We start from the raw sequence: 20,414 nt of genomic DNA on the forward strand, positions 1-20,414 counted from the left end.
CTTTAAATCCAATGAAAAACCTATTTTCTATACTTTTTGTATTGCTTTTTTCCTTGAGCGTCGTTGCTCAAGAATACATGGTCGCACAACCCAAAGTGAGCGCCTTCAAAAATCCTGCCTCAACGGGGGCAACCGCAGGCAGTTATCGAATCGGAGCCAAAGTCAAACTTCTTGAAAAATCAGCCAATGGTAAATTTTTAAAAATTAGCCAAGACAAAGGAGCCACGGGTTGGGTAACCCCTTCCCAAATTGTGGCATTAGATAAACCTACGCCGAAGGAAGTCTCTTTGAGCATCGCTCGTAGTTATAACAACAAACCCAAAGAAGGTGGAGCCGCCAACGTGGAAGTGGAAAGCTGGCTTACTTCCCTCAAAACGGATAAAACACTCACTCCTACCGAATTGGCAGAGATAGAATTCTTTCGTTTGGTCACCATTCAACGCATTGCACGCAGCATTCCGTTTGGCACCAATGAATTAAAATCTTGGACTGATAGCCATAAAAAAGAGGTCTATTACAGCGACTATGGGAACGCAGGCCATTTTTTACAACAAGACCTTTTGTGGAAACTGGAAGCGACAGTCCCTGCCACCGACCCGCTCAAAGAACGTATCGCCTACGAAGCAAGCCAACTCGAAACGGGTGGCGAATGTGAAGGCTATTGGGTGTGTGTGTTGGACCGTGCCCTATCCAAATCAGGTGAATACCTAAAACGACATCCCAAAGGAAAAAATGCCAACGCGCTGGTTCAGTCCGTTCTCGAAGAGTTTAAGTACTCAGATCCAGCGGAGACCAAAACCTACGATGCCGCCGACAAAAAATTAGTAAAAAAATCGGCAAATGATTGGAAAAACATCCTTAGCAAAACCGCTGATAGTGCTGATAAAAAGCAACTTATTGCTATTTTAAACAAGTTTTAACTCTATCTTTTTATTTATTCACAATGCGCAGAATTCTTGTATTATTTTTCGTTTTGGGGTACTTTGCAAACACCTCTTATGGGCAAACCAAAACCGCCGCTCAAACGGTTCAGGACTTTTACAAATGGTACACTACCAAAGGCGCCATGCTTGAATGGCGTCAGGTGCTCAAGCGACCCGAGTTTAATACTGCGTTTCGTAAACGATTAACCGTCTTTTACCAGAAAATGGAAAAAGACAACGAAGGCGGCTACGACCCCATCGTTCAGGCGCAAGATTTTGATGATCAATTTAAAATCAAGCCCATCTCCAGTGCGGCTACCAAAGCTACTTTTGAGTTATGGATGTTTGGGGGAAAAGCCGCAACCGTCACACTCAACAATGTGGCCAACCAATGGCTGATTGATGATATAAAAGGGGTTCAATAACCCCTCTCTTCTTTACTGCTCATACGTAATCATAACTTTAATAGGTTTTGATAAAATTTGACCACTGTTTGTGGGGTGGTTTCGAATCTGAATATTAGTTGCATCTGAATAAAAATCGAACTGGTACCCATTCATATTTGTGTAAGAATGAGGGACATACTGCCCATTTGTCTCAAATTGAACCAACACAGTAATTGACAGTATTTTTGTGCTCGTAAGCCCGTGACTGATAGGAATTATATCTCCCTGTGCTGCCCCCGTAGTACCTGTCAATTTCTTCACCTTGATGGCAGGGGCATCATTGCCTAATTTTGAAAAGCCATTTACATCTAATGCATTATTGGTGGTTATCCTACCACTCACTGAAAAATCATTCTGAATCCTCAAGGGTGTTTTAAAAGTAGTCCAGTTGGCGTCTGGGATGGCATCAAAATACCCTGGGAATATCCCAAATTGCGTTGTACCATTTCTCACTGCAAATTTTTCGCCTGTTGCGAAGATACTTGTCCCAATACCCACATTGCCCGTTGTGTCAATGGTGAGTCGAGGAATGGCTTTTATGGTCAAATGCAGTTTTCCCGTGGAGTTGCTGGCACCCGTTCCAAAATCAACATCTTCGGCAGCACCAGCAAAGGAACCCAAATAGCCGCGATAGACTCCATTTTCATGAAGGGCTATATACGTTTGTGCACCCACTCCGTTGAATTTAGCAATAAAATTTGAAGGGCTGTTTACATCCAGAGTGGTAGCTGGGTTAATTAGTCCAATCCCTACTCTGCCATTGTGGTCAATCCTCATTCTTTCCTGAGTGGAGAGCGTATTCAAAAGGGTCGTATAAAATTGAATATTGGAGCCGTTTGCCGTGGGGGTGAAGTCTTGGGCGGCTCCAAAAGTAATGGCCGAGCTGGCGTTAGTGGAATATCCACTGCCATTATAGCCTCGTCCATAGATACTCATCATCCAGGCACCACTCGGTAAAGCAGTCGGTGCTGCCGATGTCCCATCCGATCGTTGCCCGGTAATGTTGGGTACTGCTACCCCCGCCGCAGTCAAGGTAAGCTGCTTATCCGTGGTGGGGGTTAGCGTAACACTCTGTCCAAAAGCGGTAAAAGCGACAAAAAATAGAACCAGAAGGGAAATAGCTGTTTTTTTCATGAGGATGAATGATGAGTTTGAAGGCATGAAATAAAGCCCAGCACAGAATAAATCCTTGGCAAAATCAGGTTTGCCAAGGATTTATTTTTGCAAAAGATTTTGCAAAGGGTATATTTATCTACCTTTACCCTACTACTCACTGGTTTATGTTGCTTAAAGACAAAATTTACTTGCACGAGCTTCGCGAACAATTCTTACAACAGGTGGTCAATGAATGGCCTTCCAAATGGCAAAAGGAGTTTGAGGAGTTCAGCAGTTTTGAAGCCCTTAAAAGTAAAAATGCGTTTTTGGAAGCCTTGCTGGCTGATATTGAGGAAGTCTTACACCAACAACTCAATGGAGAAATCAAAAATGAACTCTTCAGCAAAGATTTTCTGCGTCGCTTTATTTTTGAATATGGTACCAAAGAGGTACGCATTCAGACCCGCTTCCGCAACGTCATAGCAGTCTATTTAGGTTATGCTGACTGGACTGACTTTCAACAAAAAAACAACGAAATCGACCGCCAAAATATCCACATCAACTACGTCAATATCGAAGAATCTTTTTTACCAGCCCTTCGTAAAACGCAGATAATTCCGCTCTCTGATGAGGCTAATACGACGTTTCAAATTATACAACCAAAGTTCACTCTCCCGAGATTTGTACCCATTCTCTTGGGAATAATGACCGTGTTTGCTCTCATTTATTTGGGTTTTAATTGGTGGCAAAACCGCCCCTTTTCTTCCGAAGAGGTCAAAGGAGTACAGTTTAATGTCATCAAAACGGTGGGAAAATATCCTCAATCGGTTCGTATTATGTACGATGTACAGTCGCTTAAACGCGTTCGAGACGTCGAATTGATTTTGGGGGTTGGGAGAATTGTATCCGCAAACAATTACGTCAGTTACATCACGAGCAGTGCCAAGCCTTGTGACACAGTTTCTCAAACGTATTTTTACCCTGGGGTCTATCGTCTCAATTTATTGGTCAATAAACACAACATCAAAACCGACTATCATACCGTGTTTTCTTATCCAAATCAATGGGCAGCTTGGGGTTTTGGGGTAGCATACGAAAAGAATTGGACGACCAACATCAGCACTGTTAAGACCTACATCAACGATGGGGTGCTTCATTTGGATCCGCGCGAATTACCCAACGAAATAAAAGGAGAAGACGATTATCGCCACTCCGTGTATGCACTCACGCAAGATTTCGGTCTTCGTCTTGATAGTGTGACCTTAGAAGCCCGCCTGAAAAACCCTGAAAATGAAGGCGGCGAAAGCTGTTTTAATACCGATATTTTGCTAACTGATAAACACCTTAATATTGCCGAGTCAGAATTTACGATGAAGGGTTGCTCCGATTATGCCAAATTGATCGTAGGTAAAACGATTTTTAGGAAAGGCAACCTCCAACAGGGCAAAAATGTAGATTTAGATAATTTTGGGATAAACCACAACGAATGGAATACCTTTAAACTCCAATTGAGGGGCAAGCAAGTCGAAGTGTTTGTCAATGGAATTTCGGTATTTCAGGGCGAGTATGAAGGCCGAGAAAACTTTTTCAACCTAACCGATATTCGTTTTACGTTTAAAGGAACGGGTTCTGTAGATTGGGTCAAAGTATCCAACTCCTACACGGGAAAAGTGGTCTATCAAACCGATTTTGATTAAACGGATTCTATCCACAAAAACCCGTTTAATCCATTCAATCCGTTTTCCAAGCACATCCTAACAACAACCCGAATTGGGTGTGCAACACGACGACGCTTGTTCTAACTCCAACAGCTTGATTTTGGGTTTCTCTACCGACTTCTTCATCACCGTGGCCGAACTTGGGCATAGGCCGCTAAACTGCTGTGATTGTGCTATTTCAGCGGGAACAGCGGCGCGTTCTACTTTTTCAAAACCCTGTTTCGCAAAATAGGTTTCGGCTGTCGTTGTGATTAAATACAGTTCTTTTACCCACTGCAAGCGCATTTGTTTCGTCAAATCATTGACCAAACGTTGCGCAATTTTATAGTTCCGAAAGGACTCTTTCACCGCTACCGAACGCAAAAGTCCGTAGTCGCCCGTTACCTCCACTCCTGCCGTACCAACCAACTGACCATCCACAAATGCAAGTAAGAAATTGGGTAACTCAGGGTTTAAATCTTCCGTAGGCAAACCTGCCGATTGCAACAATTCCGTAACCGATTCTTTGTCAGTTGGTTTTGCCGTACGAATTCGGATTTCTGCCGCCGCTGGCGATGGTTTGTCGGCGTAAACTGTAATGCTATAGATTCCCAAATTCCCTTTACGGTACGCCTCAATTTCTTCGCTCGAAATGTATTCGGCCAAAATCGAATCAGGAAGTACAATTTCACGATCTTTCTGAAGAGTGATGTTGACAAATCCCGTTTTTTCAATCAACCCCAAATAGTCTGATTTCTGAATCGCCCCCGACACACAGCCTGCGTACATTTCAGCGGCATGTTGTAGCCCCGCTGGCAGTTCCCCTTCCAACACAATGTCAGAAATGCTAAAATGCCCACCAGGCTTCAAGGTGCGGTAAATTTCTTTGAACACATTGGCTTTGTTCGGCACCAAATTCAATACACAATTGCTCACAACCACATCAGCGACATTATCACTAACGGGCATCGCTTCAATATCCCCTTGGCGAAACTCCACGTTATTGAAGCCCAATTTTTCGGCGTTGGCCCGTGCTTTGGCAATCATGGCTTCCGTAAAGTCCACTCCAATCACCTTGCCCGAATTCCCCGTTGCGGCCCGCGCTACAAAGGCATCGTTACCTGCGCCACTGCCTAAATCAATGACCGTATCGCCTTCTTTGATTTGGGCAAATTGGGTAGGAAGCCCACATCCCAAGCCCAAGTCGGCATCGGCCACGTATCCGCTTAGTTGTGTGTAGTCTTCGGCCATGATTCCCAAAAATTCGCCGTCTGTTTCACAACTTGGGCCACAGCCACAACAAGAAGCCGCCTTGAAATCCTTTGATTGATTAGCCACCTCGGTGTATTTTTCACGCACCAAGTTTTTGAGCGATTCGTCTGTTGTCATTGTAAGCATTGGTTTTAATTGTAATATTACGATAAATATAAGCAAAAAATTTTAGCAGCAATCATTTTTAAGGTACAACGAAAACAACAGCCCGAAAGACTGCATTGCTTCGTTCCAAACAACTTCGTCGATGCAGTAACAAACACGCGGAGGAGCAATGTCCCCTTTGATGATTCCGATGCGTTTCAGCTCCTTCAAATGTTGCGAAACGGTGGCTTGGGAAAGCGGTAATTCATCCACCAAATCGCCACAAACGCAGGCTTTTTTCTCGGCTAAAAGTCGCAAAATAGCCACCCTGGCAGGATGCGCAAACGCCTTGGCCAAGTCCGCAATTCGGTTTTCTTCTTCGGTAAAAACCTCCGATTTTGTTGTTCCCATTTGGTGTAAAAATGCTAATTTATCGCAATGTTACGATATAAATTTTAATCCAAAAAATTTGGCTAACAAAACTTTCTTTACTTACTTGGGGAAGCGTTCAACCCTATAAAAAAGTACCTAACTGATGAAGAAGTGGATTTTTGTTCTAGGATTATGCCTTTTATCGACCTTTTCTTTTGCCCAAAAACAAGCAGTCGATTCGACCCAAACCAACTCATTAACGACTGATATTCTGTCATTTGCAAAAAAGCACCTTAGCTACCGTTACCGCTCAGGCGGGAGTTCTCCCAAAGGCTTCGACTGCTCAGGTTTTGTACGATACTGTTTTTCTAAATTTGGGATGCTCCTTCCCCATTCTAGCGCCGCCCAAATCTCCCACGGCGTCGAAATCGCCCTTGGCGAAGCACGTCCAGGTGATTTAATTTTCTTCAAAGGAAGCAACTCAAAAAGCGCCCGTATTGGCCACGTCGGAATGATTGTCGCCGTTAGCGATGGCTACGTCAAATTCATCCACTCAGCCTGGAAAGGTGGCATCCGCTACGACGTCCTTCATGCCGACTATTACAAAAAGAGATATGTAGGTGTGCGGAGAGTGATTAAGTAATGTCGAGTGTGCAAAGGGTTTCTCAAAACCCGCCCCTTCTTTGTTGCGCATCGTGCAAAGGGTTGCTCACAACCCGCCCTTTTTGCATGATATTTTGAGAAACCCAATTTTGCCACACTACTACAGTTTCACCAATCTTTCCACCGCTTTGTCGAGCGTTTCTTCTTTTTTTGCAAAGCAAAAACGCACAACACCGTTGTCGATAGCTTCTTGGTAAAATGCCGAAACAGGAATGCAAGCCACGCCGTGTTCTTTGGTTAGCCAAATAGAAAAGTCTTTGTCGGACAAATCGGAAAGGTGGTCGAAATAATACAATTGAAAATAACTACCGTAACTCGGGAGGGGCTTGAAACGCGTTTGTTTCATCAATTCGGCAAAATAATCACGCTTCTTTTGATAAAAACCAGAAATTGAACGGTAAGCTTCCTTGTTTTTGAGGTACTCGGCCAAAGCAACTTGGGCGGGGGTATAACAGCTAAAGCAATTAAACTGGTGTACTTTACGAAACTCAGCCGTAAACGCAGGTGGCGCAATACAATACCCCATTTTCCAGCCTGTGCAATGATAAACCTTCCCAAACGAAAAATTGACAAACGCCCGTTGGCGTAAATCTTCGTACCTCAAAATACTTTGATGAGGTTCTTCGTCGTAAATCAAATGTTCGTACACCTCGTCGGACATGATGAGCAAATCAAAATCCTCCACTAGCTGACGCAGTTGTTCGATGTCCGAAGCCCGCAAAATGCTGCCCGTTGGATTGTGGGGCGTATTGAGGGCAATCATGCGGGTGCGGGGCGTAATTTTAGCCCGAACCAACTCCCAATTGATCCGATAGGTCGGGAACTCCAGCGGAATCCGAACCGCCACCCCACCGTTGATTTCAATGTTAGGAATGTAACTATCGTAGGCGGGTTCAAACACAATTACCTCGTCGCCAGGCTGTAACACGGTGGTAAAAGCCGTATAAATCCCGTATGTTCCACCAGGGGTAATGGTAATTTCGGAACCAGGATTGATTTCAACTCCGTACAAATCATGAACTTTGGCCGCGATACTTTCCCGCAAAGGCATCCAACCTGCCATGGGCGAATATTGATTATAGCCATTTTGCAGTGCTTCGCACGTAAGATTGACCAGCTCATCGGGCATATCAAAGTCAGGAAAACCCTGCGAAAGGTTAATGGCTTTGTGTTCTGCCGCCAAAGCAGACATTACCGTAAATATCGTTGTACCAACGTTGGGAAGTTTTGAGGTTATTTTTTTACCACTCATGGAGGGTTTGGTTTTTTCGTGTAAAATTAGCTTATTGAAACCGAATAGCCCTTCAATTTTGAACTTTCTTAACTAAACAACTTATTTACTCACTCATTTATCAAAATGGATTCACTATTTACTGCAGAGGCCATCGTTAGTTTGTTAACCCTTACATTCCTAGAAATTGTTTTGGGGATCGACAACATCATTTTTATTTCAATTGCTGCCAACAAACTTGCCCGCAAAGACCAACCCAAAGCTCGTAACATCGGTTTGTTGTTGGCCATGATTTTCCGCGTGACGCTGTTATTTGGAATTTCATTTATTATTTCTCTATCAAAACCCTTTACGCACATTGACGCAGGCTGGTTTCATGCGGCCTTTTCTGGTCAAAGTGTCATTTTAGTAGTCGGAGGATTGTTTTTGTTGTACAAAAGTACCTCAGAGATTCACCATAAATTAGAAGGTGCGGAAGAAGAAGTTCAAAAACCAAAAGGAAGTGCCGCAAGCAAGTTGACAAATGTGGTCATGCAAATTGCACTTATCAACGTCGTTTTTTCGATTGACTCCATTTTGACGGCCATTGGTCTTACCCAAAACGTCACAGTAATGATTATTTCGGTAGTGCTTTCGGTCATTATTATGATGGCATTCTCAGGCCCTGTTGGCGATTTTGTCAACCGCCACCCATCGGTGCAAATGCTCGGTTTGGCCTTCTTGATTGCCATTGGATTTATGCTCATTGCCGAAGGAGCGCACCTTGCCAACGTATCTGTCTTTGGTTCGCACGTGGGTTCAGTTCCAAAAGGTTATTTATACTTTGCCATTGCATTCTCCTTGCTAGTGGAAGTACTCAATATTCAAATGCGTAAGGGAAGCAAACCTGTTCAGCTTCACGATTATAAAGCGCAAGCCGAAAAAGAAGGTATTATTTCGGATAACGAAAGCGAATAATTTCTATAAACTCCAACGAAAAAGGCGGCCGAATGGCCGCCTTTTTCGTTGGTAACTACATCAATGTAATCAGCGCGTCCACCGCCTGCTTGATGTTATCACGAACTTCGACAATGTTCGCCTCCATCATATAACAGGGAGCGGTTACAATTTTGAGTTTTTCGTCCACCACAATTTCTCGCACCGACGCCATTGTTGCCACTTGTCCAATCGACTCCATGCCTGCCGAAATGGCCGCGATTTCGTACGGAGAGGCTTCGTTGGGCGTTCCAACGGTCAAATGCGCGTGGTATGCTGTTCCTTCCAAAGCTTTGGCAATGGTCGTGGGGCTCATACATAACCCTGCAATCGGTTTTCCTTGGGCTACTAGCTCCACAATCAGGTTTTTCACCGATTCCAAAATTGGCCCGTTAGGCCCTTCAAACGCCCATTTTGTAATGTTTTTGGCCGTTCCAAAACCTCCTGGCATTACCAATCCATCCAATTCCGACACCTGAATATCGGCAATGTCTTTGATATTGCCCCGCGCAATTCGCGCCGATTCTACCAACACATTGCGGGTTTCGGGCATTTCTTCGCCCGTGGTATGATTCAACACATGATGCTGATTGACGTTGGGCGCAAAACAGACCGCCTCCGCCCCTGCTTCGGCAATTGCCAACAACGTAAAAACCGATTCGTGGATTTCTGAGCCATCAAACACCCCACTTCCGTGAAGCAAAACACCAATTTTTTTCATAAGTTCATTTTATGTTTTAATAGTACACTTTACGCCCCAAAAGTCAAAATCAACTTGGGTCTAATCTTCATTCGGTTTTGAGAAACCGACTACACTGAATCCATAACGGCAACGCCTTCCTTTTTTACAGCACAATGGTTGAATAATTTTGCAAATTTCTATAATTTATCGTAGGATTACCCGCCAATTCCCATTCTACTAACCTATATGACTAACGTACCTAACACATCTCCCGAAGATGCTCACTTGTGGAATGCTTTTCGCGAAGGGGATGAAAATGCGTTTGGTCAAATTGCCCAAAAGTATTATCGAAGCTTATTTAGCTACGGAACCAAATTTTCCAAAGACCGAGAATTCATCAAGGATTGTCTGCAAGACCTTTTTATGGAACTCTGGTACAAGCGCGAAACGCTCGGTGACACCGACTTTGTTAAATTTTACCTTCTTAAATCGCTGCGACGAAAAATTCACCGCGAAAGTTTGAAACAACAATGGCTCACCGACGAAGACGAACTAGACTTCGATGCAGAAGATTTGGGGGAAATTTCGGTGGAACAACAAATCATTGAGGTTGAAACCAACCAAGAATTGCTTCAACAGCTCAATCGACAGTTGGCCGAACTGCCCAAACGCCAACAAGAAATCATTTACTTGAAGTTTTACGAAAACCTCGACAACGAATCCATCGCTCAGGTAATGTCTATTTCGAGGCAAGCCGTAGCCAATTTATTGTACCGTACCTTGAAGGAATTGAAAGAAAAAATGTAGCGCTATTGGCTCAAAATCAACATTTGAAAAAAAATGTGATTTTTTTTGATTATTCAAGGTTAAAGGCTGCCTATGTATAGATAGAAGCCTTTATTACAATGAATTTATACCACGACTATTGCCTCGAAGATTTTGTGTTGGACGCCCGCTTTCAACAGTGGGTGCGCTACCAACAGCCCGAAGACGTTGCGTTTTGGGAAGGCTACCTCGCAAAAAATCCACACCAAGCACAAGAAATTAAGCAAGCGAAAACACTCTTGAGCAGCGTGTATCGCCGTTACCAGTCGCCCATAAGCGACGTAGAGATTCAGCTTGAAATCCAAAAATTGGTCGAAAAAGCGCGGGCCGAAAAAGAAAAACAAGTGTTAGAGATCACCGATGAGCCCACTCCGACAGTACGTTTTCGGCCAGTTTTGACGTGGATTTGGCGAGTCGCCGCCGTTGTTGTTTTGGGATTAGGCATTCGGTTTTTAGTTACCCAATCACCCCAAAGTTCGTACCAGCAAAGCACGGCGGGACAACAATTGGTAGAAAAAATAAACGAAAGCAATGCTCCCCAATCCGTCTTGTTGAGCGATGGCAGCAAAATAACCCTACAGCCCAAGGCGCGCCTTAGTTACCCTGCATCCTTCCAAAAAGACCATCGAAAAGTGTATCTCTCGGGCGTTGCTTTTTTTGAAGTTTCCAAAGACTCTAAGCGTCCTTTTTTGGTAGATGCCAACGATTTGGTTACCAAAGTATTGGGGACAAGTTTTTTGGTAAATGCGCAAGAAGGCGCTGCCAAAACCATCGTTGAAGTCCGAGAAGGGCGGGTTTCTGTCTTCAAAAAACGTGACATTGAAAGCCAAAAAAACCTCATAGGTCAAGAATCTAAGGGCGTTGTTTTGACGGCCAATCAAAAACTGGTGTTTGAACCCGAAAACAATCAATTGGTAAAAACCCTCAGTGAAACGCCCCAAATGGTGACCAGTGCCAATGAGCTACTCAGCTTTACATTTCACAATACGCCCGTTACGGAAGTACTTAAAATGCTTGAAAAAGCGTACCAAGTTGACATTCTTTTTGACGAAGATTTGCTTTCTGACTGTCCCCTCACCGCCACATTGACTAACCAAAGCCTTTATGAGAAATTGACCATCATTTGTGAAGCCATTGAAGCCCATTACGAAATCATCGACGGGCAGATAGTGGTACACAGCAAAGGATGTAAATAAAAAAGGAGGGTAATGGTACCAGCATCGCCCTCCTAGTTTCGAAATCCCCTTAATGGTTCTGACGCCTAAGCACATCTTTTTTCAAGGATGCAGGGGATTGTTTTACCAAATTTTCACCTTAATAAAACAGTTCAAAAGTATGAAAAAAAGCGTACACCTCCAAGTATTCCTCCGAGCTATGCGTATCTCGCTCACTCAGATTTTAATCGCCGTTTGGTTCATGAGCAATGCCTACGCTACCGACAGCAACGCTCAGTCGGTGCTGAACCAAAAAATCACCCTTCGTCTCCAAAAACAAGACGTCGAAACCGTATTTAACCTCATTGAAAAACAAGTAAGCGCCAAGTTTGTCTTTAGCTCAAAGATGATTCAGGCCAATCGCAAAATAAACATCAATGCCGACCAACAACCTCTACAAAAAGTTTTGGATGACGTAACCAAATCGTTGGAACTCAACTATAAAGTAACGGGCAACCTCATCATTATCAGTCGAACCGCCAAAAGCTCCTCCTCCTTTCCGCCCTCCTTTCAAAACGAGGAGGCCGCAAAAGCCGAAGGGCATACCATTTCGGGAAAAATAACCGATGCCAAAGGCGACGCACTGATCGGAACGACGGTGATTTTGAGCTACCAAAACAAAGGCCAAGTCGCGGATAAAAATGGAATGTTTACCTTTAGCGATATTCCCAATGGCAACTACACCCTCAACCTAAGTAGCATTGGTTTTATCTCGCTCAAAAAAGAAGTAGCCGTCGCAGGCAACGACGTTCAAATCACTATCGTTCTTCAAGAAGACAATCTTCAGCTCGAACAAGTAGTGGTTACCTCTAGCGGTTCGCCCAAGAAAAAAATTGAATCGAGTGTAGCAATTTCGACCATCAACGCCAAACAACTGAGCCAACGCCCTCCCCTCAACAGTACCGATATGTTGAAGGCCATTCCAGGACTTTCGGTTGAAAGCAGTGGAGGCGACGGCCCAGGAAGTGTACGCGTTCGCGGATTACCTGGCGGTGGCTACGTTTTTATGGGTGTAATGGAAGACGGACTTCCTGTGCTTCCGACGGGTTTTAGTACCAGCCCCTCCGCCGACCAGTACTACAAGGTAGATTTAACCATCAAAACCGTTGAAGCAGTTCGCGGTGGCCACGCCGCCGTGTTGTTGGCCAATACCCCTGGTGCCCTCATCAATGTGATTTCAAATACAGGGGGCGATAAATTTTCGGGGAAAGTAAAATACACCCGTGGTTTGTCGCAGAATGCCAATCGTTTTGATGCCAATTTTGGGGGTAAAATCGCACCCAAGCTCAAGTTTAACGTAGGTGGTTTTTACCGCGCCGACGATGGAATTCGCCCGCCTTCGTACCGCGCCAACGAAGGTGGTCAGTTGAAAATGAACCTTACTTACGAAATCAAACCCAATAGCTACCTTCGTTTTTACGGAAAATACCTCAACGATAAAACAGCTTGGCTCGTGCCTTCGTACTACAGCTACGATGGTTCAGGACAAGGTAAAGCACTACCAGAGTTTGATTTGTTGACCCAAATCTTAGCCACCCGCGACACCAAAGTATCATTGGTAGCACCTACTGGCAAGACCTACAACTACGATTTTTCGGACGGCGTCCATTTGAAGTCATTAGCAGGAGGCATTGAATTTAAGCACATTACCAAAAACGAGTGGACGATTAAGAACAATTTGCGCTACCAAAGTACTACTTCCAATTTTACTGGTTCGATTGTAACCGCTGCCACTGCCTACAAAGCGAACGTCAACTATTATGCTTTAGACGGACAAAAACTTAATAATCCGACGGGTTTTTACACAGGGCAATCGTTTATTGGAACCAACAGTACCGATAAACAATTTTCTGACAACTTAGACTTTAACAAACAATTAGGCAAACATTCACTTTCGTTTGGGACGGGAATTCACACTTATGACATTGACCTTTTCTCACTAGGAGCAACATTCAACACCGAAATCACGAATCAACCTCGTACCTTACTTATTGGAGCTGCTACTGGCAATGGCTACAGCGGCATCAACATTGGTACCTACCGCAAAGGAACGACGGGCATTACCTCGGCTTGGGCTTCCGACGAAGTAAGTTTAGGAAACCTCACCCTTGACCTTGGTTTACGTGCCGACCGTTTCCACATCAAAGGGCAACGTTTACAAAACACGGCTCCGTTCACGAATTACACTCCCTTCGATGAAACCCGAACGTACGGCACCGCGTCGGTGGGTTTAAACTACAAAATCAATGACCATCACGCCTTGTTTGGACGCGCAACAAGAACGTACAGTGCTTTGAACATCGGCGACTATTCTAACTTTACCTTTAATCCTGATGCCGTCAAAGACCGTGGCGTGTTTATGTCAGAAGTAGGCTACAAAATCAACACGCCTAAGTTTTCATTATTTAACTCATTGGTCTATGCAAAACTGACCAATATTGCTTCTAGTATGTTGATTCCGAATACAACCGCTGGGTTTATTTCCATTGGTACATTTGCCTCTAGCCGAAACCTAAGTGCCGAAATCGAAGCAACTTATACTCCTTCTAAAAACCTCAATTTCCGTTTAGTCACCACTTTCCAAAACAGCAAATACACCCAATACGAAGTGACGGCCCCTTCCAATGCTCGTGCCGACTTAGCTGGTAAGCTATACTCTTGGTCGGGCAACTACGCAGAGCGGATTCCGAACGTCATTTGGGAGCTTTCGGGAACGTATAACTACAAAATTTTCGATTTGTTTGCCAGTTTCCGCCACATTGGTAAGCGTTGGAGCTCACCGAGTAACGTCTATCACATGGGTGGATACGATGAACTTTCGATGGGGTTAGATTGCAAAATCACCAAAAAGTTGGGCTTCCGCGTGTGGGGCGACAACCTCACCAATAGCCGTGGCTTGACCGAAGGGAATATACGTGGCGACCAGTTTTTATTGAACGGAAACTTTGAAAAAGGCTCGTTGCAAATTGGGCGCATTATTTTGCCACGCAGTTTCTGGACTTCCCTTACCTATTCCTTTTAATTTGCTTGCATTCATTGACCTACCTAGTTTTCATCCATTTGTTTCGTCTGCTGAGGTTTCTTGGCAGACGGACTTTTTTAAATCCAGCCAACGCACTAGAAACAAACAGTAGTAGCCTTTATAGAATTGAGTTTCGTATTTATAAAGATAAGGTTCAAAAACTTAACGTAACTTAGCCGCAATTTTTTTAGTTTCTAACTACACCTATACAAATGAAGTACCTCAAACTAACCTTAGCGCTTTTGAGCATGAGTACGCTTTGGGCGCAAACCAAACCAACCAAACCCGCGTCGTTAGCACGTCCCAAATTAGTGGTCGGCGTTGTCGTGGACCAAATGCGTTACGATTATTGGTTCCGTTACTATGACAAATACAGTGAAGGAGGATTCAAACGACTCATGCGCGAAGGTTTCAACTGCCGAAACCACCATTATCACTACGCGCTTACGGTGACGGCGGCTGGCCACGCCTCAGTCTATACGGGTTCTACGCCTGCCATTCACGGAATTGTGGGGAACGATTGGTTCGACAAACGCCTCGGCAAAGGCATGTATTGCGTAGCTGACTCAACCGTACAGCCCGTGGGAACAACCAACGCTCCCGCAGGCAAAATGTCGCCAAAAAATATGTTGGTAAGCACCATTACTGACCAGTTACGCATCGGTACCAACTACCAAAACAAAACCATCGGAATTGCCATCAAAGACCGTGGGGCTATCTTACCCGCAGGTCACACGGCCAACGGCGCTTATTGGTTTGACAGCAAAACGGGAAGCTGGATTACCAGTACGTTTTATATGAACGACCTACCACAGTGGGTAAAAGATTACAATGCGAAGAAACGTCCGTCAGCGTTGATGAAACAAAACTGGAACACTTTGCTTCCGATTGAAAAATACACCGAAAGTACGGCCGATGACCAACCGTATGAAGCCAAGCTTCCTGGGGCAAAAAAATCAGTTTTCCCGTATGACTTAGCAGGAATTGCAGGTGACGCGTTTGGTGTGTTGGCAAGTACCCCACACGGCAACACCATTACCAAAGAAATGGCCTTGGAAGCCTTGAAAAACGAGCAACTTGGCAAAGGGAAATCAACCGATTTCTTGGCCGTAAGTTTCTCCACTCCCGATTACGTAGGACACGGTTTTGGCCCCAACTCAGTAGAAGAAGAAGACATTTACCTCCGCCTCGACCGCGACTTGGCCGAATTGCTCAATGCTTTCGACGCACAAGTGGGGAAAGGGAATTACTTACTTTTCCTATCAGCTGACCACGGAGTAATGGACGTAACAGACCTTTGGAAAACAAACCGTTTGCCTGCGGGACGTTTGAACATTGGACAAGTCAATACGGCCGTAAAAGCAGTTTTGAAAGAGAAATTTGGCGACGGTGATTTTATTCGTGCTTCCGAAAATTACCAGTTTTACCTCAACCACGATTTGTTGAAACAAAAAAACTTATCGGTTGATAAAATCGTAGAAGCCATCCGCCCAACCATGCTTGATTTTGACGGCATAGCCGAAGTACTCAATACCCACGATTTGAGCAATGCCAACATCAACGATTATTTGCTTACCCTCTACAAAAACGGGACGCACGCCAAGCGCAGCGGAGATATTCAGATTGTGACCGAACCAGGCTGGATGTCGAGTTCCATTGCTGCCACCCACGGAGCACCCTATAATTATGACACCCACATTCCGTTGCTTTTCTTCGGTTGGGGAATCAAACCAGGAGAAACTTTCAGCCGTACGGCCGTTGCTGATACTGCTCCAACCGTGGCTGCATTGCTCAAATTATTGGAGCCAAGCGGAAACATCGGACACATCATCGAAGACGTGATGAAGAAATAAAAAATACCTGATTATCAATTATCTTGAAAATGTGTGGGGTAAATGACGGAATTTAGTCGAAGGATATTACGTTAAAAATTTGACAGGAAAAGAAATTTTCTTATCTTTCGACTAAGACATTGACCCCATACATTCAGGATATGCAACCAGAATTCGAGGAGAGACAACCCGATTGGCGGGATTCGGTTCAACGATTTGAGGTAATGCTCAAGAACCAAGAACACGATTTTTTTGATTTGGACACCTACGAACACATCGTAGAACATTACATTGGAGAGGGGAACTGGGAGCGTGCCTTGCAAGCCTGTGAGTATGGACTAGAGCATTTTCCACATTCGTTAGAGCTTTTACTGGACAAAGCACATTTACTTGCTCAAAAACAACGTTACGAAGAATCACTCGCATTACTTGAACGTGCCTCTCTTTTTCATCCCCACGACCTAGATGTCCTTTTTATGCAAGGTGGCATCTATAACATGATGGGCGATTATGAACAGTCGGTGGAAGTATATGAAGAAATGCTTCGCTACATCGAAGACGGCGATAAAGATGACGTGCTGTTCCAAATTGGCCAAGCCTACCAAAATTCGGGCAAATACGACGAGGCAATAAAGTACTACAAATCATCGCTTGAAATTAACCTAGACAACGAAAGCGCGTTGTACGAACTGGCCTTTTGCCTCGAAATCATGGGACAATTGGAAGACAGTATCGACTACTACAACGAACTCATTGATCGCGATCCGTATTCCTACAATGCCTGGTATAACCTGGGTATCGTCTATAGCAAACTCGGGCGCTACGAAGAGTCGCTCCATGCGTATGATTATGCCACGGTCATCAAAGAAGATTTTTCGTCGGCCTATTTCAACATGGCCAATGCGTACATGAACTTAGACCGATTTGCGGAGGCAAATACCAATTATTTACGTACGCTTCAATACGAATCTCCCACGGCCGATTTGCATTGCCACATTGGCGCTAGTTTTGAAAAAATCAAAGATTTTGGCAAAGCCCTTGAACATTACCGCGATGCCCTCAAACTGGACAAAGAATGGGATGAAGCTTGGTACGGCGTTGCGGTTTGCTTGGCCGTTGAGGACAAATGGGTAGAGGCGCTCAATTGCATTCGGAAAGCCATTAAAATCAATGAATTCATTGCCGACTATTGGTTGTTGGTGGGCGACTTGGAATACAAAATTGGGAATGTCTTCTCTAGTATGGAGGCGTTTGAAAAAGCCGCTGACCTTGAACCTGACTTTGAAGATGTTTGGCTCAAGTGGTCGTTGGCGTTGTTTGACCAGAGCGATTTTAAGAAAGCCTTTGACGTAATTCAGGAAGGGTTAGATACCATTCCCGACAGCGCCGCCATGTATTATCGGGCGGTGGCCTATTTGCTTCATGGTGGCGAATACAAGGAAGCACTCCTTCATCTCGAAATTGCCCTCACCCTCGACTACAATGCGCATGAGCAGTTGTACGTTTTTTTCCCTGATTTAGAAAAGCAAAAAGCCTTGTTTAAATTAATTGAACAGCACCGAAAATAATTCTTTCAATTCTGATTTAGATTGGACCATCTTTCCCCATACCCATGCGGAAGAAACATTCAAAAGCAGCAATAAAGTAGATTAGAACATATTTTGATGCTCACTGTGTTGAATGACTACTAAATCAAACATTATTATGTTGCAGGATAAATACAAAACCATAACAATTTTAACCTTGATTTCACTTTTTGTATTGGTGATATTATTAAAACAATACTGGTTTTTACCTTTATTCGCAACAATATCGATTTACACCTATTACAAACGACTTCAAGTAATCCCCAAAGAAGACAGATTAAAGGCTGTCACACCTACAATTATAGGAATGAGCTTGATTTTTATTTTTCTTGTCATTTTTTGGAATATGGCATAAAAATTTGACACATACATTCCTTTTCACTCCGACGATAGGAGGAGCCTATACCCGATTTGGATGTAGACCCCTCCTAATGTCGGATTGACAAAGAAATTTACTTCAACTCCAATACCCAAGTTGTCATTGCAGGTATTTTGAGACTTCCGAGTGAATTTATCTTTTCTTCCGTCAAAACATTCGTTGCCCCCATAAACCCTTTTGTACGTTCAGCAAAACGAGCCGTTTCGAGCGTAGTTTCGACCGAATTGCTATTCATTACCACCATGATTGTTTTGGCCGCATCGTGCCTAAAATACACGTACACGCCGTTTTGGGGAAGGTATTGGGTAAACTTACCGTTGTACAATGATGGGGTGTTTTTACGGTAATTGGCCAGTTTTTTTACCAAATCAAAGGCTTCATTTTCTTTGGCAGAGCGCCCAGCGGCCGTAAATTTGTTTTGTTTATCGCCTTTCCAGCCTCCCACAAAATCTTGGCGAACCTCGGCATCGGTGGGGTTTTTGGTGTTTTTCATCAACACTTCTGTCCCATAATAAAGATGCGGAATGCCGCGCGTCGTCAACAGCCACGTGATTCCCATTTTGTATTTGGCAAAGTCCTCCCCTATCACCGACAGAAAACGGTCGGTATCGTGGTTGTCCAAAAACGTAACCATCTTAGACGGGTTTTTGTAGAAATAATCTTGCGCCAACGTACTGTAAAGGCGATTTACTCCTCCATCCCAACTCCAAGGCTGCGTGAGGGCATCACCGATAGCCGAGTAACTTGGAAAATCGCAACTACCAGGAAGGTTACATTGGAAGGGATAATTGACGTTGTTTTGCACAAAATAATTCATAAAAGCAGGGTTAGTCACGAACGTTTCCCCAAAAATGAGCATGTCAGGATATTCATCCAACAAGGCTTTATTACAACGATTCATAAACTCCATGTCGTTGTATTTGTACGTATCAATCCGCCAGCCGTCCACCCCAAACTCTTCCGTTGACCACAAAGCGTGTTGAATCATGTAAGTTGCAAAATGTGGATTTCGGGCGTTGACGTCGGGTAAAAATGGCATAAACCAACCATCAATCAACAATCGGCGGTCGGCCTCTGTCCCATTAGGATCAAGCATGACTTGTTCTTTGTGGCTAGTGGCGGTATAAGTCGGCCACATATTGAACCAATCCTTCGTTGGCGGGTCCAGAAACATCCAATGGTCTTCTGACACATGGTTATAAACAGCATCCTGAACCAGTTTCATTCCACGCTGATGCAGCGCCGCCGACAACTTTTTATAGCCCTCATTGCCGCCAAAACGACGGTCGATTTTGTAATGGTCGCTAAAGTGATACCCGTGATAGGCCGCTTGCATATTGCCATGAAGCTCCTTTTTTAAGCCTGTATTGTTTTCAATGACGGGCGTATTCCACAACGTCGTTACCCCAAATTCTTGTAGATAATCCAAGTGATTGATAATTCCCTGAAAATCCCCTCCGTGGCGTAAATAAGGCACATTTTTATCCGCTTGCGTGTCGAGCATATCCGAAAACTTATCGTTCGACTCGTCGCCGTTGGCAAAGCGATCGGGCATGAGTAAATAAATAAAATCGGCGGTGGTAATGTTGTTTGGCTTGTGTTTGCGGGCTGCCAAAGGAAAAGGCTGGGTATTTTTAAATTTGCCATTGCTAAACACCAACTTAACAACCCCAGGTTTGGTCGTTTTGGCAATCACCAAGTCTATCAAAAGGTAATTGGGGTTTTCCAGCTTTTGCGTTTTTTTAATCTGAACACCTGGATAAGCCAAACTCACTTTGGCAGTACTGATGTTTTTACCGTGGACTAACAGTTGCACATTCGGGTTTTTCATTCCAATCCACCAATTGGTCGGATGCAAATGTTGAATGTCTGGATTTTGTGCGATAGAAGACAGCCCTAGCCCTCCCACGCACAAGGCAAGGAAAAAGGATTTTACTACGTTCATCATAGGTTTAATAATCAATGGTCTAAAGGCCGAAGATAAAAAAACTTTTTAGATTTATATAGCATTCCTTTCGACTGTAAATCAGGAATGACCGCATAAAATGTTATACTTCTACACTACAAAATCACTAACTTTGCGACGTTATTGTTAAAAACTTTGTAATGAATAATA

The 20,414-nt window shown here is 44.0% G+C and carries 16 protein-coding genes; 10 read left to right on the forward strand and 6 right to left on the reverse strand.

Annotated features, from left to right (window positions below):
- The first annotated feature begins 11 nt into the window (after nt 1–11).
- Both AC23N5_RS24550 and AC23N5_RS24555 read left to right on the forward strand, forming a co-directional pair.
- Complete coding sequence (locus AC23N5_RS24550; RefSeq protein WP_487757646.1) at nt 12–920, forward strand: hypothetical protein; 909 nt, start codon at nt 12–14, stop codon at nt 918–920.
- A gap of 23 nt (nt 921–943) precedes the next feature.
- Nucleotides 944–1,348 carry a YqhG/Tai3 family protein gene (locus AC23N5_RS24555; protein ID WP_487757647.1) on the forward strand — a complete coding sequence of 135 codons (405 nt, stop codon included), beginning with the start codon at nt 944–946 and terminating at the stop codon, nt 1,346–1,348.
- A gap of 12 nt (nt 1,349–1,360) precedes the next feature.
- Here the strand turns inward: AC23N5_RS24555 and AC23N5_RS24560 are convergent, their stop codons facing one another.
- Nucleotides 1,361–2,503 carry a hypothetical protein gene (locus tag AC23N5_RS24560; protein ID WP_487757648.1) on the reverse strand — a complete coding sequence of 381 codons (1,143 nt, stop codon included), beginning with the start codon at nt 2,501–2,503 and terminating at the stop codon, nt 1,361–1,363.
- A 146-nt stretch (nt 2,504–2,649) separates the two neighbouring features.
- Between AC23N5_RS24560 and AC23N5_RS24565 the strand changes: the two genes are divergently transcribed.
- Nucleotides 2,650–4,161, forward strand: a complete 1,512-nt coding sequence (locus AC23N5_RS24565; protein WP_487757649.1) for a hypothetical protein — start codon at nt 2,650–2,652, stop codon at nt 4,159–4,161.
- A 57-nt stretch (nt 4,162–4,218) separates the two neighbouring features.
- On the opposite strand, the gene arsN2 is transcribed toward AC23N5_RS24565, so the two are convergent.
- Together arsN2 and AC23N5_RS24575 are read right to left on the reverse strand one after the other, a co-directional pair.
- Nucleotides 4,219–5,550: an arsenic resistance N-acetyltransferase ArsN2 gene (gene arsN2, locus AC23N5_RS24570; protein WP_487757650.1), complete on the reverse strand. Its 1,332-nt coding sequence runs from the start codon at nt 5,548–5,550 to the stop codon at nt 4,219–4,221.
- A gap of 51 nt (nt 5,551–5,601) precedes the next feature.
- Nucleotides 5,602–5,928 (reverse strand): ArsR/SmtB family transcription factor, encoded by a 327-nt coding sequence (locus AC23N5_RS24575; RefSeq protein ID WP_487757651.1) that lies wholly within the window; start codon nt 5,926–5,928, stop codon nt 5,602–5,604.
- Nucleotides 5,929–6,052: 124 nt separating this feature from the next.
- Between AC23N5_RS24575 and AC23N5_RS24580 the strand changes: the two genes are divergently transcribed.
- Nucleotides 6,053–6,532: a C40 family peptidase gene (locus tag AC23N5_RS24580; RefSeq protein WP_183975808.1), complete on the forward strand. Its 480-nt coding sequence runs from the start codon at nt 6,053–6,055 to the stop codon at nt 6,530–6,532.
- A 120-nt stretch (nt 6,533–6,652) separates the two neighbouring features.
- On the opposite strand, the gene AC23N5_RS24585 is transcribed toward AC23N5_RS24580, so the two are convergent.
- Nucleotides 6,653–7,804 carry a methionine aminotransferase gene (locus AC23N5_RS24585; protein ID WP_487757652.1) on the reverse strand — a complete coding sequence of 384 codons (1,152 nt, stop codon included), beginning with the start codon at nt 7,802–7,804 and terminating at the stop codon, nt 6,653–6,655.
- 105 nt (nt 7,805–7,909) lie between these two features.
- Here AC23N5_RS24585 and AC23N5_RS24590 point away from each other — a divergent pair, with 105 nt between their 5' ends.
- Complete coding sequence (locus AC23N5_RS24590) at nt 7,910–8,740, forward strand: TerC family protein (protein ID WP_183975804.1); 831 nt, start codon at nt 7,910–7,912, stop codon at nt 8,738–8,740.
- 55 nt (nt 8,741–8,795) lie between these two features.
- Here the strand turns inward: AC23N5_RS24590 and elbB are convergent, their stop codons facing one another.
- The gene (gene elbB / locus AC23N5_RS24595; RefSeq protein WP_487757653.1) at nt 8,796–9,479 is read right to left on the reverse strand and encodes an isoprenoid biosynthesis glyoxalase ElbB; all 684 of its coding nucleotides are present in this window, start codon (nt 9,477–9,479) and stop codon (nt 8,796–8,798) included.
- Nucleotides 9,480–9,686: 207 nt separating this feature from the next.
- Between elbB and AC23N5_RS24600 the strand changes: the two genes are divergently transcribed.
- From AC23N5_RS24600 to AC23N5_RS24620, 5 genes are all read left to right on the forward strand, one after another.
- Nucleotides 9,687–10,247, forward strand: a complete 561-nt coding sequence (locus AC23N5_RS24600; protein WP_122929838.1) for an RNA polymerase sigma factor — start codon at nt 9,687–9,689, stop codon at nt 10,245–10,247.
- 98 nt (nt 10,248–10,345) lie between these two features.
- Nucleotides 10,346–11,461: a FecR family protein gene (locus AC23N5_RS24605; RefSeq protein ID WP_487757654.1), complete on the forward strand. Its 1,116-nt coding sequence runs from the start codon at nt 10,346–10,348 to the stop codon at nt 11,459–11,461.
- A 139-nt stretch (nt 11,462–11,600) separates the two neighbouring features.
- Nucleotides 11,601–14,501: a TonB-dependent receptor domain-containing protein gene (locus AC23N5_RS24610; protein WP_487757655.1), complete on the forward strand. Its 2,901-nt coding sequence runs from the start codon at nt 11,601–11,603 to the stop codon at nt 14,499–14,501.
- Between the two features lie 212 nt (nt 14,502–14,713).
- A complete protein-coding gene (gene pafA, locus AC23N5_RS24615) occupies nt 14,714–16,354 on the forward strand; it encodes an alkaline phosphatase PafA (protein ID WP_487757656.1) in 1,641 nt (546 codons plus the stop codon).
- A gap of 140 nt (nt 16,355–16,494) precedes the next feature.
- A complete protein-coding gene (locus tag AC23N5_RS24620) occupies nt 16,495–17,901 on the forward strand; it encodes a tetratricopeptide repeat protein (protein WP_028522319.1) in 1,407 nt (468 codons plus the stop codon).
- Between the two features lie 470 nt (nt 17,902–18,371).
- Here the strand turns inward: AC23N5_RS24620 and AC23N5_RS24625 are convergent, their stop codons facing one another.
- Nucleotides 18,372–20,246 carry a glycoside hydrolase family 13 protein gene (locus AC23N5_RS24625; protein WP_487757657.1) on the reverse strand — a complete coding sequence of 625 codons (1,875 nt, stop codon included), beginning with the start codon at nt 20,244–20,246 and terminating at the stop codon, nt 18,372–18,374.
- Nucleotides 20,247–20,414: the final 168 nt, after the last annotated feature.

The sequence above is a fragment of the Runella sp. R5_40 genome, assembly GCF_057652295.1.

What these genes read in the sequence shown, in the direction of transcription:
- AC23N5_RS24585 (WP_487757652.1), bottom strand. Translation starts at nt 7,804, where the DNA reads ATGAGTGGTAAAAAAATAACCTCAAAACTTCCCAACGTTGGTACAACG.
- pafA (WP_487757656.1), top strand. Translation starts at nt 14,714, where the DNA reads ATGAAGTACCTCAAACTAACCTTAGCGCTTTTGAGCATGAGTACGCTT.
- AC23N5_RS24560 (WP_487757648.1), bottom strand. Translation starts at nt 2,503, where the DNA reads ATGAAAAAAACAGCTATTTCCCTTCTGGTTCTATTTTTTGTCGCTTTT.
- elbB (WP_487757653.1), bottom strand. Translation starts at nt 9,479, where the DNA reads ATGAAAAAAATTGGTGTTTTGCTTCACGGAAGTGGGGTGTTTGATGGC.
- AC23N5_RS24620 (WP_028522319.1), top strand. Translation starts at nt 16,495, where the DNA reads ATGCAACCAGAATTCGAGGAGAGACAACCCGATTGGCGGGATTCGGTT.
- AC23N5_RS24550 (WP_487757646.1), top strand. Translation starts at nt 12, where the DNA reads ATGAAAAACCTATTTTCTATACTTTTTGTATTGCTTTTTTCCTTGAGC.
- AC23N5_RS24575 (WP_487757651.1), bottom strand. Translation starts at nt 5,928, where the DNA reads ATGGGAACAACAAAATCGGAGGTTTTTACCGAAGAAGAAAACCGAATT.
- AC23N5_RS24610 (WP_487757655.1), top strand. Translation starts at nt 11,601, where the DNA reads ATGAAAAAAAGCGTACACCTCCAAGTATTCCTCCGAGCTATGCGTATC.
- AC23N5_RS24600 (WP_122929838.1), top strand. Translation starts at nt 9,687, where the DNA reads ATGACTAACGTACCTAACACATCTCCCGAAGATGCTCACTTGTGGAAT.
- arsN2 (WP_487757650.1), bottom strand. Translation starts at nt 5,550, where the DNA reads ATGACAACAGACGAATCGCTCAAAAACTTGGTGCGTGAAAAATACACC.
- AC23N5_RS24565 (WP_487757649.1), top strand. Translation starts at nt 2,650, where the DNA reads ATGTTGCTTAAAGACAAAATTTACTTGCACGAGCTTCGCGAACAATTC.
- AC23N5_RS24625 (WP_487757657.1), bottom strand. Translation starts at nt 20,246, where the DNA reads ATGATGAACGTAGTAAAATCCTTTTTCCTTGCCTTGTGCGTGGGAGGG.
- AC23N5_RS24605 (WP_487757654.1), top strand. Translation starts at nt 10,346, where the DNA reads ATGAATTTATACCACGACTATTGCCTCGAAGATTTTGTGTTGGACGCC.
- AC23N5_RS24580 (WP_183975808.1), top strand. Translation starts at nt 6,053, where the DNA reads ATGAAGAAGTGGATTTTTGTTCTAGGATTATGCCTTTTATCGACCTTT.
- AC23N5_RS24590 (WP_183975804.1), top strand. Translation starts at nt 7,910, where the DNA reads ATGGATTCACTATTTACTGCAGAGGCCATCGTTAGTTTGTTAACCCTT.
- AC23N5_RS24555 (WP_487757647.1), top strand. Translation starts at nt 944, where the DNA reads ATGCGCAGAATTCTTGTATTATTTTTCGTTTTGGGGTACTTTGCAAAC.